Source organism: Cutibacterium sp. 37298, from assembly GCF_023838685.1.
GTDB classification, from domain to species: domain Bacteria; phylum Actinomycetota; class Actinomycetes; order Propionibacteriales; family Propionibacteriaceae; genus Cutibacterium; species Cutibacterium acnes.
This window is the reverse complement of the sequence record NZ_JAJNRJ010000003.1, coordinates 288,337-303,406: the sequence shown is the minus strand read 5'-3', so window position 1 is coordinate 303,406 and position 15,070 is coordinate 288,337. Positions and strand designations below refer to the sequence as shown.

At 61.2% G+C, this 15,070-nt stretch carries 15 protein-coding genes; 8 read left to right on the top strand and 7 right to left on the bottom strand.

Annotated elements, in window-relative coordinates; all coding sequences use genetic code 11:
• The first annotated feature begins 31 nt into the window (after positions 1 to 31).
• On the top strand, positions 32 to 811 hold the full coding sequence (locus tag LRP59_RS10090) for an HAD-IIA family hydrolase (protein WP_002522034.1): 780 nt from the start codon (positions 32 to 34) through the stop codon (positions 809 to 811).
• Positions 812 to 889: 78 nt separating this feature from the next.
• On the opposite strand, the gene LRP59_RS10085 is transcribed toward LRP59_RS10090, so the two are convergent.
• A complete protein-coding gene (locus tag LRP59_RS10085) occupies positions 890 to 2,392 on the bottom strand; it encodes a patatin-like phospholipase family protein (RefSeq protein ID WP_002514954.1) in 1,503 nt (500 codons plus the stop codon).
• A gap of 32 nt (positions 2,393 to 2,424) precedes the next feature.
• Entirely contained in the window at positions 2,425 to 3,390 is a 966-nt protein-coding gene (locus tag LRP59_RS10080) for an L-lactate dehydrogenase (protein WP_148378574.1), read from the bottom strand.
• Here LRP59_RS10080 and LRP59_RS10075 point away from each other — a divergent pair.
• From LRP59_RS10075 to LRP59_RS10065, 3 genes are all read left to right on the top strand, one after another.
• A complete protein-coding gene (locus LRP59_RS10075) occupies positions 3,373 to 3,564 on the top strand; it encodes a hypothetical protein (protein WP_002531934.1) in 192 nt (63 codons plus the stop codon). The genes LRP59_RS10080 and LRP59_RS10075 overlap by 18 nt on opposite strands.
• Entirely contained in the window at positions 3,565 to 4,548 is a 984-nt protein-coding gene (locus LRP59_RS10070) for a cation diffusion facilitator family transporter (protein WP_002533143.1), read from the top strand. It begins immediately after the preceding gene.
• An 85-nt stretch (positions 4,549 to 4,633) separates the two neighbouring features.
• Positions 4,634 to 5,092: a deaminase gene (locus tag LRP59_RS10065; RefSeq protein WP_002514951.1), complete on the top strand. Its 459-nt coding sequence runs from the start codon at positions 4,634 to 4,636 to the stop codon at positions 5,090 to 5,092.
• A gap of 83 nt (positions 5,093 to 5,175) precedes the next feature.
• Here the strand turns inward: LRP59_RS10065 and dhaM are convergent, their stop codons facing one another.
• From dhaM to LRP59_RS10045, 4 genes are all read right to left on the bottom strand, one after another.
• On the bottom strand, positions 5,176 to 5,601 hold the full coding sequence (dhaM, locus tag LRP59_RS10060) for a dihydroxyacetone kinase phosphoryl donor subunit DhaM (protein ID WP_002514950.1): 426 nt from the start codon (positions 5,599 to 5,601) through the stop codon (positions 5,176 to 5,178).
• Positions 5,594 to 6,250, bottom strand: coding sequence for a dihydroxyacetone kinase subunit DhaL (gene dhaL / locus LRP59_RS10055; RefSeq protein ID WP_002520112.1), 657 nt, complete (start codon positions 6,248 to 6,250; stop codon positions 5,594 to 5,596). Before dhaL ends, dhaM begins: the two co-directional genes overlap by 8 nt.
• Complete coding sequence (gene dhaK / locus LRP59_RS10050) at positions 6,238 to 7,239, bottom strand: dihydroxyacetone kinase subunit DhaK (protein ID WP_002514948.1); 1,002 nt, start codon at positions 7,237 to 7,239, stop codon at positions 6,238 to 6,240. The genes dhaL and dhaK overlap by 13 nt, the downstream gene beginning before the upstream one ends.
• A gap of 88 nt (positions 7,240 to 7,327) precedes the next feature.
• On the bottom strand, positions 7,328 to 8,605 hold the full coding sequence (locus tag LRP59_RS10045) for an MFS transporter (RefSeq protein WP_014604212.1): 1,278 nt from the start codon (positions 8,603 to 8,605) through the stop codon (positions 7,328 to 7,330).
• A gap of 204 nt (positions 8,606 to 8,809) precedes the next feature.
• On the opposite strand from LRP59_RS10045, the gene LRP59_RS10040 reads away from it, so the two are divergent.
• The 4 genes from LRP59_RS10040 (at position 8,810) to LRP59_RS10030 (ending at position 13,112) form a co-directional block, all read left to right on the top strand.
• A complete protein-coding gene (locus LRP59_RS10040) occupies positions 8,810 to 9,697 on the top strand; it encodes a 1,4-dihydroxy-2-naphthoate polyprenyltransferase (protein ID WP_002514946.1) in 888 nt (295 codons plus the stop codon).
• 133 nt (positions 9,698 to 9,830) lie between these two features.
• A complete protein-coding gene (locus tag LRP59_RS12165) occupies positions 9,831 to 10,133 on the top strand; it encodes a hypothetical protein (RefSeq protein WP_075260962.1) in 303 nt (100 codons plus the stop codon).
• Positions 10,127 to 10,825: an ABC transporter ATP-binding protein gene (locus LRP59_RS10035; RefSeq protein ID WP_002514945.1), complete on the top strand. Its 699-nt coding sequence runs from the start codon at positions 10,127 to 10,129 to the stop codon at positions 10,823 to 10,825. Before LRP59_RS12165 ends, LRP59_RS10035 begins: the two co-directional genes overlap by 7 nt.
• 1 nt (position 10,826) lies before the next feature.
• Positions 10,827 to 13,112, top strand: a complete 2,286-nt coding sequence (locus LRP59_RS10030; protein WP_002515392.1) for a hypothetical protein — start codon at positions 10,827 to 10,829, stop codon at positions 13,110 to 13,112.
• A gap of 102 nt (positions 13,113 to 13,214) precedes the next feature.
• On the opposite strand, the gene LRP59_RS10025 is transcribed toward LRP59_RS10030, so the two are convergent.
• Positions 13,215 to 15,002, bottom strand: coding sequence for an ABC transporter ATP-binding protein (locus LRP59_RS10025; protein ID WP_002533352.1), 1,788 nt, complete (start codon positions 15,000 to 15,002; stop codon positions 13,215 to 13,217).
• Between the last annotated feature and the right edge of the window lie 68 nt (positions 15,003 to 15,070).

Sequence of the window (15,070 nt, the reverse complement as noted above, 5' to 3'; positions counted from 1 at the left end):
AGGTCGGTTGACGGTCGATAAGCTAAGGGCTATGAGAGATCCCGCAGACATCGAGTGCTGGCTGACCGACATGGACGGCGTGCTCGTCCACGAGAACCATGAGGTGCCTGGCGCCAGCGATCTCATTAATCGTTGGGTTGACACCTCGAAGCGATTCTTGGTGCTGACCAACAACTCCATCTTCACCCCGCGTGACCTGGCTGCCCGGATGCAGGCTTCTGGCCTGACCGTGCCGGAGGACAATATTTGGACTTCCGCCCTGGCTACCGCCCATTTCCTAGCCGATCAGCAGCCCGGCGCGCGCCTTTACGTTATTGGCGAGGCTGGCCTGACGACGGCTCTGCACGAAGCCGGGTTTATCCTCACCGACATCGACCCTGACTACGTCGTCCTCGGAGAAACACGTACCTACTCTTTCGAGGCCATTACCCGGGCCGTCCGATTCATCGTCGACGGTGCCAGGTTTATCTGCACTAACCCCGACGCGACTGGCCCCAGCAAGGAGGGCCCGCTGCCCGCCACCGGTGCCGTCGCTGCGATGATCGAGGCTGCCTCGAAGCACAAGCCATACATCGTCGGAAAACCGAACCCGATGATGTTCCGCTCGGCTTTGAATCGCATCGAGGCTCACTCCGAGACCACCGCCATGATCGGTGACCGAATGGATACCGACATGGTTGCTGGTATGGAAGCTGGGTTGCTGACTGTCCTGGTGCTCTCGGGTATCACCAAGCGTGAAGAAGTCGAACAGTACCCCTACCGTCCCAACATCATTCTTGATTCGGTAGCCGACCTCAACGAGCTCATCTGAAACATCGACGAAATGCTGCGACGGCGGTAAACGTGACGTTCGCCGCCGTCGTGTCGTATCCGGACGTTCCTGGGACTTTTACACTTGCCAGGGGATGACGACATCCTCGGGTGCCTGCGGGTGGCCATGTCCTTCGAGAACCCGCCCCCACGTCTTAACCCCGTCAGGAGCTAGATCGCGTGGTAGCCGGGCCGCGATGTCACGCAAGTGGTCCTTGAGGTATTGCATCTCGTCCATGTCGTCGCGGGAAGCTTCTCCTTTGAGCCAGGCCTGTTCGAGTTCCCAACCACGCACTCGAGTGCGTACCGCATCCTTGACGAGTTCGTGCTCGTCGGGGCTCGACGTGACGTGCTTTTCTGCCGAGCACATCCAGCCGTAATCGCGGTTGATACGCAGCAATCCAGGGTCGACCGTCATTGAGTCGTGTACTGAAATCTCGGGGCCAATGACGACGGCGCCAGCATTGAGGGCATAAGCTACCTCGTCCCGCTCGGTCTCGTCAGTCAGGATCGACACCGATCTCATTACTAGATCGAGCATGTTGCGAGAGCCAAAATCGGACTCTCGTGCGGCCCCCTGCGGCGAACACGTGATGATGTAGGGGTTCGTCACACCAAGGTGTCCGATTGCCATCTCGGCGGGCACATTTTCCCGTAGACCACCGTCGACGTAGTGCTCTCCGTCGAGGTCAACGGGACGGAAGACCCCGGGAATGGAGCAGGAGGCGAGTACCCCGCGAGAGACATCGAAGGTTGAGGAGCCGATGGGGTTGTTGTCACGGTCGACGAGCACCCCTGATTCGGTCATGTACCGCAACTCTCCGGATTCTAGGGCGACTGTGGCAATACGTACTGACATTCCCGAGGTTGCTAATAATTCGGATTTGAAGAAGCCACGATCGAGCAGTTTCGCCAAGATAGGTCCGGCACGATAAGTTGACGCCGAGGTCTCAGCTCCTCGCACGATCGTCGAAATATCACCGCCGTCGCGACTTAATCGGGACAGGGCTGATAGCAGCTGCAAGATGACACCTGGGGTCCAGGAACCACCTGTAATGGGGTCGTCACGAGTGGCGATTTCCAAGGTCTTTGCCTGACCGGTGAGGCGGTCGTCGTCACGGCCAGCGACAGGTTCTGCGGGGTCAGGGATTTTCGTCTGCTCCGGGCCGCGATGGAATGGCAAGCTCAGCCAGGGACGTTGGCTCTTTGTTTTAGCGGCTTCCCGGTTGAGCAATGACATCCATTCCGGGCCTATTTCGAGCAACCGAGAAAACCATGCCCGCGGCGTGAACATGTCGGACTGATCGGTCATCTCGAGCCACATCGCCTCTAGCTGACGCAGTGCCGCCGATTGCTTGGCTGGATCGGTCCATTGGGCCAGGGTGCAGGCCACGATCGACCCGGCTGAAGTGGCCACCATCGAAGTGGGGGCAATCCCGACAACGTCGTAAAGGTGCCGCAGTGCACCCATCTGGAAGGAGGCTCTGGACCCTCCCCCGGCAAGGACTAGACCCTGCTGGGGGGTTCGGCTCCCCAATCCGAATGCGAGGGTAGGGATACCGAGCCATGAGGGGAGTTCCATGGCTCGATCCTACGAGCTTCGTCGAAGCGCGTTCAGGAAGCCGCCTTGACGGTCTCCTGGATGGCTTTGATGGTACTGGCCAGGTGCTCTTGCTCCCAGTCATCCAGCGGCACCTCGAGGATGCGTTCGACACCCGCGGCGCCGATAACGCACGGCACGCCCATAGACACGTCGCCGTCGTGGCCGTACTGGCCGTGCAAGGTGGTACAAACCGGGTAGACGGCGTGTTCATTGAGGAGGATAGAGCGCGCAATGGTGACGGCCGATTGGCCGATGCCAGCGCTCGTCCAGCCCTTTAAGTTGAATACGGCAGTACCGGCATCGTTAATGCGCGTGGTCAGCTCGTCGCGGTCCATCGGGTCCGTATCGAAGAGCTCGGCCAGGCCGTCGAAGCCGACGCCGCCGACATTGACTCCAGTGAACATCGGGAATCCGGACGGGCCGTGCTCGCCGATCATGTAACCACGCACATAATCTGGGTCGACTCCGAGATGATCGGCGACCACGCGACACATGCGGGCCGAATCAAGGATCGTTCCGGTACCGAGCACCAACCCCTGCGGATGATCGAACTCGGTGCTGGCGATATGGACCAAGGCATCAAGGGGGTTGGAGCATATGATGATGGCTGCCTCGTGGTTGCGGCTGGTGATCTCCGTCATGGTGGAGCGGATGATCTTGCCGTTAGTGGCAGCCAATTCACGCCGTGCAGCACCGGTTGCTGGGCCGTTGGACGCGTCGATAGACGGGCCGGCAGTCACGATGATGACATCGGCGTCAGACAAGTCGCCGTAGTCACCGGCGTACACGGCGACATTGGTGACGTTGGGCAGTGCGGTGGCGTGATGCTGATCGAGGGCCTGCCCGGCAGCCAACTTCTCATTGACGTCGATGACGCAAATCTCACCGAAGAGTCCGCTCATCATGGCGTCGGATAGCACTGCATCACCGACTCGGCCGACCCCGATAATCCCGAGCTTATGTGGCTTGATGGGCATAGAAACCTCCTGCAGTCGTCACGAAGTACCTTCGCAGTACATGCTTACATCTCCATCATTCACCAGGCAGGTTTCAACTTCGTGACGCCCCTCCGCCGTAGCGGTCGTGCCGTGCGGCGCGCATGGCCGTCCCCTGGTCGTTGGCTATGCCGACATTGCGTCCTGGGCGGATGATTGACCGTCCTGTTTGGGGAGTACAGATGGGGCTGGGACAATGCTCGGGTGACGACGATTCCCGACATTCCCGCGGTCACCTCGCGGCACCGGCCGCCGGAGGATCTTAGCCGTTTTGCATGGTTGTCGATCGCGGCAGCCATCGCAACGATCCTGCTGAAGACCCTCGCTTGGCAAATTACTGGATCGGTCGGTCTGCTCTCGGACGCTGCCGAGTCCTTGGTGAACCTTGTGGCGGCAATTATCGCCCTGGTCGCGTTGAAGGTATCGATCCGTCCACCGGACATGAATCACCAATTCGGTCACTCGAAGGCCGAGTACTTCTCAGCCGGTGCCGAGGGAATGATGATCTTCATCGCCGCCGCGGTCATCGTATACAGCGCTGTTGAGCGGTTCCTCTATCCGCGCCCCATCGCGGACGCCGGTGTCGGCCTTCTCGTGTCGGTACTGGCCTCGGTCATCAACGGGGCAGTGGCGTGGGTTCTGCTTAGGAATGGTCACAAGCGTCGATCGATGACACTTATCGCCGATGGCAAGCATCTCCTTACCGATGTGTGGACCTCCCTCGGCGTCCTGGTAGGAGTCGGACTGGTCTGGTTGACGGGGTGGCAGCGGCTCGACCCGATCGTCGCCTTCGCGGTAGGGATCAATATCCTTGTCACCGGGGCCAAACTCGTGAGACAGTCTGGTACTGCCCTGCTCGATGTCTCCTTGCCCGAAGAGGATAACGCGGCTATCCGGGACTTCCTTGCTGCCCATTCCAATGACCACCTGACGTTCCATGCGGTGCGCACCCGAGAGGCCGGGTACCGACAATTCCTCGAGTTCCACATGCTCGTTCCGGGTTCCTGGACGGTCAAGCAGGGCCATGACGTTATGGAGGACCTTATCGATGAGATCCTTGAAGAATGGCCTGAGATGAGAGTGAGCGGCCATTTGGAACCCATCGAGGACCCGCGTTCTTACGAAGATATTGACGTCTGACCCGGGTTAAGGTCGAACATGATGATTCAGTCAATGCAGCGTCTGACAGATGTGAACGTATGGAGTTGAGCGAGAGGAGCCCACGATGGCCGAGGTGAACGGCAAAGTCGTGACAGTGCCCGATTGGGACCAATACTTCCTGGGTATAGCGGAGGCTGTCTCGGCACGCGCCAAATGCACCCGTCGTCGAGTGGGGGCCTTGCTCGTCCACGAGCATCGCATCATTGCCACGGGGTACAACGGAGCTGCTCCCGGTCGTCCGGACTGTCTGGAGGGGGCTTGCCCGCGGGGCCGGCTGGATTATGGCGAGGTGCCGGCATTCTCCGACTACGACGTGCCCGGTTCCCCCGGGTTCTGCATAGCCATTCATGCCGAGATGAACGCGTTACTCTTCGCCACTCGGGATACTGCCGGGTCCACGGCGTACGTGACTGATAAGCCGTGTTCTGGCTGTCGCAAGGCGCTGGCGGCAGCTGGTGTTGTGCGGGCAGTGTGGCCCGACGGTGAGCTTGGTGAAGACGATCTGGTCAACTGGCAGCTGTGACAGCCACCGTCCTCGTCAGAAGGCCAGTCTAAGAATGTGAAACGGTGGTGCCTGGGCGAACCGGGCACCACCGTCTAATAGGTTCAATCGTTAGAGAGCTGGGAGACTTTCGGGTCCAAGGCTTTTTCCGCCTCGGCGGCGACGACCTCCAACTCGGCCCCCGTCGATGCCATGACGGCCGCGACTACAGCCCCCTCGACCAGCGGGGCAGTGGAGATCTTGACCTTGCTAGCGATATCGGCATCGAGGAGGTCTAAGGCCATCTCGGCCGAGAGAATTGCCGATCCGATGTCGACGAGAACGAGGATCCCGTCACAATTGCCCACTTTTTCGATTGCTGCGCTCACTGCGGTGGCGTCGGTACCTAACGTGGTGTCATCAAGACCGGCGGCAACTTCGATGGGTGGAATTTCCGGGCCGGGCAGCATCTGGGATGCCAGGTCGGCCGCAGCTCGGCCTAATGGGCAGCTATGGGAGACAATGACGATTCCGACGCCTTGGTCACTCATGATTGGCTCCTGATAGGCAGTGTGCTGCGGACGCCACGAGCAGGGCCATCGAGGTGGCTCCTGGGTCCTGGTGTCCCTTGCTTCGTTCTCCAAGGTATGACGCTCTGCCGCGACGAGCCACCATCTCGATAGTCGCATCGCGGCCTTCGTTAGCGGCTTCGGCTGCCTTAGCGAGCGCCTCGGCGGCAGAGCCATCGTCAGCAGCAACTTGTTTAGCGGCGTCAACGGCGGGGGACAGGGCGTCCACCAGGGTTTTGTCGCCGACCTCAGCCTTGCCACGGGCCACGATGCCAGCCAAGCCAGCGTCGAGGGCATCGGCGAGCAGCTGGGCAGTGGGCTCGCCGTCGGTTTTGATAACCGTCGATAGACGCAAGAAGAAGGTGCCGTAGAGGGGGCCTGAAGCGCCACCGACGGTGCTCACCAGCGTCATCCCCGCCTTCTTGAGGAGCCCAGCGGCAGACGCGAAGGGCTCGGGATCAAGGGCGGCCACTGCGGTCATTCCGCGAGCCATATTCGATCCGTGGTCAGCATCACCGATCTGACGATCCAGGTCAGTGAGCTCATTCGCGTGTTCCGAGATGACCGCCGAGTAGTTCTTGAGCCACTCGGAAACAGTTGCGGCAGAAATTTCAGACATCAGCATCCCCATCGAAGTCCAGGAGTCTCCACCGGGGCATCCCACAGTGTCAGGAGATCGTCGTCAGCGGAGAGTAAGGTCAAGGAACATCCTGCCATCTCTAGGCTCGTAATGTGATTGCCGACCAGGGTGCGGGCAACCTTGACGCCCTTTCCCGCCAAAATTTTGGCGATTTCTCCCCACACGAGGTACTGCTCGATGAGAGGGGTGCCGCCCATGCCGTTAAGCATGGCAATGACCGGGGTTGTAGTGAAGTCACGGTCAGCCAGGATGGGTTCGACGATCTGGGCAGCGACCTCGGCGGCAGTGCCCAACGTGGCGGTTTCGCGACCAGGCTCACCGTGGATGCCGACGCCCATTTCGATCTTGTTCTCGTCGAGGTCGAAAGTGGGCTTGCCGGCCGCCGGGACAGTGCAGGAGGTCAGGGCCACACCAAACGAGCGGCCACCGTCATTAATGCGTTGAGCAAGCTCGAGCAAGGCGTCGAGATCGCGCTTGTCCTCGGCAGCTGCGCCGAGGATTTTCTCGGCCAGCACCGTCAAGCCGACCCCACGACGCCCAGCGGTGTACAGGGAGTCCTGTACGGCAACATCGTCGGCGATCACAACGGACTCGACGCGGGTGCCAGCCTCCATCGAAGCCATCTCGGCAGCCATATCGAAGTTCATGACGTCACCGGTGTAGTTCTTAACGATGTGGAGTACGCCAGCCCCACCATCGACGGCCTTGGTGGCCTCGGTGATCTGGTCGGGGACGGGGGAGGTGAAGACCTCGCCGCAGCATGCGGCGTCGAGCATCCCCCGTCCGACGTAGCCCGAGTGCAGCGGCTCGTGTCCGGAACCGCCACCAGAGACCAGACCAACCTTTCCGTTCACCGGACCACTGGCGCGCAGCACTATGCGATGGTCGAGATCGACTTTCAGGCAGTGTGGGTGGGCGGCCGCTACGCCGCGCAGGGAATCAACGACGACATCCTCGACAGCGTTGATGAGTTTCTTCATGGCACTAGTGAACCATCTTGACCCCGGTTTTCCAGGGGCTCGATCAGATGGATTAACGCACTCACTTGCTGTGGCACAACTGGCTAACTCACTTCGTCTGCTGGACGTAGTCGATGGTTACCTTGCCGCGTACCTGTCGCAGCCACGGGGCCCGCTTGGAGGGATCGAACACGACCCGGATGCGGTCGTTGTGCATGATGACGGCGGTGATGACCACAAAGGTGATGCCTAGGCTGATGGCTCCCCAGGCGACCGTGGCGCGCGGTCCGATGGCATTGCCGATCCACCCGACGACCGGGGAGACGAGCGGGGTGCCGCCCATGACTAGTGTTGCCCACAGGCTCATGACCCGGCCACGCATGTGCGGAGTAACCGAGGTCTGCACCATGGCGTTGGCGGTGATGAGAGTCGAGATGGCTCCCCACCCGACGAACATCTTGAGCACGGCGAAGATGCCGTAATTCGGGGCCAGGGCCGACAAACCCATGCTGACGCTGTAGACCAGCAGGGCCAGCTCGACCCAGCGCAGCCGCGGCCTGCGTCGAGCCGCTCCCAGAGCGGCAACCATCGAGCCGATACCCATGAGCGAACCGAGCAGACCGTACTCGCCAGATCCCTTGCCAAAGGCCTGAGTCGCCATGACCGCATCGGAGATGTTGAAGTTGAAACCGAAGGTTCCCATCATGAACCCGATCGCCAGCAGGATGACGAGGTCGGGGCGACGCTTGACGTACCGGACGCCGTCGCGCACCCGTGCCTTCTCGGCTGAGGGTGGGGACACGTAGAGACGGTCAGCCCTGATGAACAACAGGGTTGTGATGAACCCGATGAAGCAGAGGACGTTGATGGCCATCACCCAGCCGACTCCCACGGCGGCGATGAGCAGGCCACTGACGCCAGGGCCGAGCAGGCGGGCGCCGTTGAAGGAGGCAGAGTTGAGGCTCACGGCGTTGGGCAGGTTCTTCAGTGGGACGAGCTCGGAGACGAAGGCCTGGGTGGCCGGGCTGTAGAACGCGCCGGCGAGGCCATCCATGGCTGCGATGACGAACACCATCCACAGGCGCACCGCCCCGGTGAGGACGAGGGTGGAAAGAATCGCGGCGTCAATCGCCAGAACGATCTGCGCCGTCACCATGATGCGACGCTTGGACATTCGGTCAGCCAAAGCGCCAGCCCACGGCGTGACGAGCAGGATGGGCGTGAAGTTCACCGCCATCACCCAACCGAGCACCGCCGCATTGCCGTGGGTCAAAATGACGAGCACCAGCCACGACTGGGCGGTACGGGCCATCCACTGCCCCATGTTCGTCAGGAGAGTGCCGGAGAAGTAGATCCGATAATTCGGAATGCTCAGGCTGGCGAACATGGTTCTCACGGTGACGACTCCTGCCGAACTCGAGTGGGGTATCGGGCATCTGTGATTATCCATCGTTTCTGTCACTGGTGCAGATACGGGTTGGACATGCAGCGGCGATATGGTCGCCACTGGTGCACGTTCCGAGAAGTCCTTCGGTGTGGTGCCCGCCTGACGCACGATCCGCGTCTCCACCACTGACTCAGGGAGTTGTCCATGGCCACTGCAGCCGAATGGCTAGAGGGGGCTCGTCCCCGTACCCTCCCCACCGCGATTGCTCCGGTGGTGGCGGGTACCGCGATCGCCATTGCCGACGGTGGTGCGCGGTGGGAACTGGCCACCCTGTGCCTCGTGGTGGCGTTGGGGCTCGTCGTCGGGGTGAATTTCGCCAATGATTACTCCGACGGTATTCGCGGCTCCGACGGGGAGGACCGGGTTGGTCCGCTGCGGCTGGTCGGGTCAGGAGTCGCTGAACCCTCGCACGTCGAAGCTGCTGCCTTCGCGTGCTTCGGGGTCTCGGCGGTGGCCGGACTCATCATCACCATCATGACTGGACACTGGTGGTTCATCATCGTGGGCCTGGCCTGCATCCTTGCGGCCTGGTTCTACACCGGTGGTTCACACCCCTACGGCTATGCCGGGCTGGGGGAGACCTTCGTCTTCATCTTCTTCGGGCTGGTCGCCGTCGGCGGCACGGTGTACGTCCAGGCCGATCACGTCGGCACGGCTGGCTGGGTGACGGCCTGTGTCATCGGTGCGATGGCCTGTGCGGTGCTGGTGGCCAACAATCTGCGCGACATCGACGGTGATCGCGTCAGTGGCAAGCACACCGTGGCCACCAAGCTGGGCCATCAGGGGACGCGGATCTTGTACCTCGTGCTGGTGGCCCTGGCCTGCGTCGGTGTCATCGTCGTCGCGGCCCTGTCGACCTGGTGGGTCCTTCTGGGCCTGCTCATGGTCATTCTGCTCGTCTCCCCGGTGAAGGCCTTGGCCACGGAGGCCACCGGGATGGCCCTGGTGCCGGTCCTCAAGAACACCGGGCTGGCGGAGTTGCTGTGCGCTGTGGGATTTCTGGTCGGGGCGATGCTGGATCGGCCGTTGTGACCCACTCTTGACAGGCTGTCTTAGGTTAGGTAACCTAAGTATCACACGCCGCAGAGCAGCGGGCGATCAAGAATCGAGGCTTTAGCCATGTCCGTTAATAGGAAAATAGTTGGGGGGGGTCGTGGCGGCGTGTATGGGTGCCACTGTTTTGGCGGCAGCGCCGGCGCCGTCGAAGGCTACGTTGGAAATGTATGCCGACTCGAATTTCCATGGTCTCATTGCGAAACAGACTAAGGTAGGTTACTATAACTTTAACAAAAATCAGAATGATTCTCTCAGTTCTGTAAAAAATCAGACTCCTTATGGTGCCGCATTTTGGTATGATGTAAACCAGAAGGGGCATTGCTGGGATTATAAGCCGTGGACGAATGATTCGTCGTTCTGGTGGAAAGATCATGATGAAGCCTCATCCTATGGATTGGGTCATCGGTGCTGACATCGCAACGACAAGGCCTTGAGGGGGTGGCTCACCCCCTCAAGGCCAGTGATGTCCATGTTTCCTATGTTAAGGGTGACGAGGTACTCAAAGGTGTCGATCTTGTGCTGCACACCGGTGAGCTGATACTCGTTCGCGGAGTGAGTGGTTCCGGAAAGACAACCCTGCTCAATGTGCTCTCTGGGCTCCTGTCTCCATTGCGCGGGACGGTGTGCATCAACGGAGTGGACATCACGAAAATCTCAGAATCACGACGGGACGCCATTCGTCTTCATGAAATGGGGATGGTTTTTCAGCATCATGGGCTCGTCCCCGATTTTACGTCCCGTGAGAATATTGAGCTTGTCCTGCGGGCGCGTGAAATTAAAAATTCTGCGGCCATTGCCATGGATGCTCTCAAAGAGGTGGGGGTCGCTGAATTGGCAGATCGACGCCCTGCTGAGATGTCTGGGGGTCAGGCTCAGCGGGTGGGGATCGCCCGTGCGATTGCTGGCGGTCATCGAATCGTGCTCGCCGATGAACCGACTGGCCAGCTCGACCGGGCCAATACTGACATGATCTTCAAGGTCTTGCGTCACATCGTCACCGACGGTGCTGATCGTGCAGTCCTGCTGTCCTCCCATGATCCGCGAGCCTGCGACTATGTCGACCGGGTTCTCGACATGGAGGACGGGGATCTCGAGGAGGTATGAGATGTGGGTCGTCCACGTCACCCGGCTCGTCGTGTCGAACTGGCGGACGTGGCTTCGCGTCATTCCGCTGGCTCTGGTCGTTGTAGCTCTGACTGTCTCCAGCGGCATCACCAATGCTCGGCAACTGTCCGATGAACAGAAGAACATCGCGAGCTACGGCTCCACCAGCGGTCTCTTCTCGCTGCAGGAAGACGTGCCTCCAGGTACCCCCGTACCGATACCCCGTAATAACACGTTGCAGGCATCGGCGCCCTTTCCCCAGCTCTACAGCAATATCAACCTTGTACAGTACGATGACGTCGCCTACCAAGAGATGCCCATGGCCGGTTCGGCCACGCAAGGTCGCTATCGGCTGACCTCGGGTCGCTGGCCGGCGAAGGCCGGGGAGGTTCTGGCCACCAGTACTCTTGGCGCTGATGATGGATCGCGGTTGTCTGCCAAGGCAGGTGATCTCCACCTCACGGTCACCGGCCATGTCGAAGCCGTCTACGATCGGGCTGCGACCTTGGTTCTTGCGGCTCCAGGCACATGGCAGTCATGGCGGATTTCCCGCGATGACGCTGGACGTGCCGGTATCAGGGGCAATGGGCAAATTGGGTTCACCTCCCAGGAGCCCGGTGACGTATGCAGTCTCCTCGCCGAGACCCTGAAGCTTGCAGGTGACTGCGATACCACACAGACCCGTTCTGCCAGCGAAGCTCACGGGCTGACGCCGAAGGCATTCGTGGATCAGAACCTGGCATGGCTGGTGTTTGGCCTGCTGGGGGCAGTCGTGTCCGGCGCGGCACTGACGGCCCTACTCAGACGCATCGCATCCCCCCTTCTGGCTATCGGGGTACGCCGTCGATCGGTATCGGCCATGAGTAAGACGGTGGCCCTCCTCGTTGCAGAAACCGTCTCGCTGATGTCTGTGGCCCTGGGCCAGGCGGTGGTCGCTGCGGCGCGGTGGTACATGGCCCCCAGGGCTTCTGCTCCGTTGGGGCCTTGGCGATTCCCCACGGTCCCGTTGGTGATGGCATTGGTCATCGGGGTACTTCCTGCGGCCATGGTGAACATGGTTCCCTCCCGTCGTAAGACCGTGAAGCGGCGAGGGATCAACATGAACACGGCTCGTCGGCTGGGGTGGGCGGCTCTGGTACTGGGCTGCGCAGTGTGCCTGTGGGGTCTCCTGGGGGCTGACGCAACCTTCACCGCGGTCGCTGTGGTCGCTGGGATGTGTGCAGTGGCCGGTGGTTTGGGGGCACCCTTCGTGCTCTCTCGTCTGGTCCGGACACATCGCCCCGTAGGCCGGGCTCTTGCTGCTCATCGAGCTCTTTCCAGCCGGGGCGGGTGGCATTGCGTCTTCGCAGGTGTGGCGGCGGGTCTGGTCACCGCAACCGCTACCGGGCTTCTCATCGTTTCAGCGTTGTTCTCCCAGGCCAACGCGCAGACGAGCACCGGTATGCCCCCGGGGATGGCCTTGCTCCATGTCTCGATGGAGGGTGTGCCCGCCCTGGAGTCGGCTCAGGTCAAGCAGTTTTCCGATGCCCTGGAAGGCGCCAAAAACATCACCGTCCACCAGGTCGATGACGCCAACATCAGCGGATCATGGTGGTATTTCTCCAAGGTTGACGATGTTGCGGTCGTCACAAAGCTTGACGACGCCCAACGTGACGTCCTTGTATCAGGCGGGTACTTGACCAATGATCCCTCCAGGGCCGACCCGGCACACACCGTCGGGCTGACGGATGATCTGAGCTGGGTCAAGCGCATCTCCGTGCGTCCGAAAGCAGGAATACCACGAGGCGCTGGATCGGCGATTCTGTTCACAGGGCTGACCCCCGATCAGGATCGACTGACCAACGAGTGGGCGCAGGCGCACGGGTTGGGGGAATTTTATGTCATGGCCCCCCGAATCCTCGGTGATGTCCCGCTGCCAACGATCACCATCGTCGCGACCGTCACCTTCATCGTGTTGTCGGCCATCATGGCGGGCCTGTTGGCGAAGGAGGAGAGAGCCGCCAACAGTGATCTGGTGACCAGCCTCAAACGCATCGGATTGGGCAGGCGTTGGGTGGACCAGGTCATCCTTGTGGAGGTGGCTACCACAATGCTGGCCGCCCTGATATGCGGGGTGATCTCCTCGGTTGTCGCGGTGTGGCTCACAGGCAGGATCCTGTCGGGAGCCTTGGACCTGCTTGGGGCCGCGTGGTGGGTCTTCGGTGCGTTGGCCGCCGGGATGTTCGGTGGATCCTTGCTGGGGGCCGCCATCCATCGCCGTTACCACTTCGACATGAGAGCTACCTGATCCACGACCCCGTGACACCGCTGCGGCCCGGCCCAAAACGCGTCGGGACGATTCGCCGTTCGTGACGCGGCTGCGTCGGTGCCATCGTCGGCGCGGTCCTCATTACAGTTTGATGCCGAATCGCTCCAGCCTCTTGCGGTCGGCCTTCGAGCTGGATGCCTGCAGGGCCAACAACTCGGCGTAGATACCTCCGGAGGCGGCCAGCTCGGCCGGGGTGCCGATCTCGTCGACGCGACCGGCGTCCAGGGTGACGATCCGGTCGACGCTGGAGATCGTCGAGAGGCGGTGGGCGATGATGAGGCTGGTGCGGTCGGCCATGAGGGATTCCAGACCGGCCTGCACCCACCGCTCGGACTTGGTGTCCAGGGCTGAGGTGGCCTCGTCGAGAACGAGGATCGGGGCGTCCTTGAGCAGGGCCCTGGCAATCGAGATGCGCTGCTTCTGGCCACCGGAGAGCTTGATACCGCGCTCCCCGACGAGGGTGTCGTACTGCTGGGAGAACCGCTTGATGAAGCGGTCGGCGTAGGCGCGGTGAGCAGCGTCGCGGATCTGCGCGTCGGTGGCCTCGGTGCCGTAGGCGATGTTCTCCCGGATCGATCCGGAGAACAGTGCCGGATCCTGGAAGACCACTCCGATACGGCGTCGCAAGGCATCCGGGGTCACCTGAGAGATATCGTTGCCGGCCACCATGATGGCGCCCTCGGTGACCGGGTAGAGGCCGAGCAGCAGGTTCACCAAGGTGGACTTTCCGCCCCCGGATTCGCCCACAAGTGCCACCTTCTCGCCGGGACTGACGTCGAAGGTGACATGGTCGATGACCCGATTGGTGCCGTCGTAGCTGAAGACGGTGTCGTTGAAGGAGATCATCGGGACGCCCGGCTCGGGCTCGCGGATGGTCGTCGTGGCGGTCTGCGGTACGTGGGCCGGACGGGTCTCCATGACGGAGAAGTAGTCCTTGGACCCGGCCACGGCGCGCTGGGCGACGTCGATGATGTAACTCATCATCTGCACCGGCTGGCGAGCCATCGTCATGAGCTGGATGAGCAGGATCATGTCCCCGACGCCGAAGTATCCCTTGGCGGTTCGGACGAAGATGATGGCGTAGATACCGAAGAAGATGACGTTGAGGACCACCCTCCGCACGGTGTCCATGAGGTGCCAGTGGTTGGACTGCTGGCGGGTGGCGTCGACGGTGGCGTCGTAGTGGTTGTTGAATTGTTTCTGCTCGCTGGCCTCGGTGACGTAGGACTTGACGACGCGAATCTGCGAGACGACCTCTTGGAACCGCCCGCCGGCGGTGTCGATGTGGTGGTTGATGACGTCCTGATGGGTCTGCCAGTTGCGTGACGTCAAGGCCGTCAACCAGACGTAGATCGGGAAGACGATCGCCAACAGCAGGGCCAGCGGCCAGTAGTAGATGGCCGAAATGATGAGGACGGCGAACGTCGTCAGCAGCAGGGTGAAGAAGTTGTTCGAGAAGGCCTTGGCGAAGTCGGTGACATTGGTGATCGATCGGGTGAGCTTGGAGGTGATCGATCCGGTGAGCTCCTCGTCGAACCAGGACTGCGGCAGCTCCAGCAGCTTGCTGAAGTACCGGGTCGACAGGATCTGGCGCATCTTGGCGCTCATGATGTCGCCCAGCCATCCGTTGACGTTGGTGAGCAGGGAGTTGACGACGTCGAGGACGAGGATGACCACCGCGAGAAGCATGATGTCGCGGATGTGGTGGTCGTTGCCGCGCACGCCTGCCACGGCGAGGTCGGTGGCCCGGGCGATGACGAAGGGTACGGCCAGCTGAGTGATTGCGACGATGACAGCCGAGATGACGACCCCGAGGTAGAACTTCCACAGCTGCGAGGTGAATCGAAGGATTCGTGTCAAGGAACGCATGGGTCTCCAGATGAGCGGATAGGGATCGTCAGGGACGTGTCAACAAAACCGTATACCTTTGCCATGCC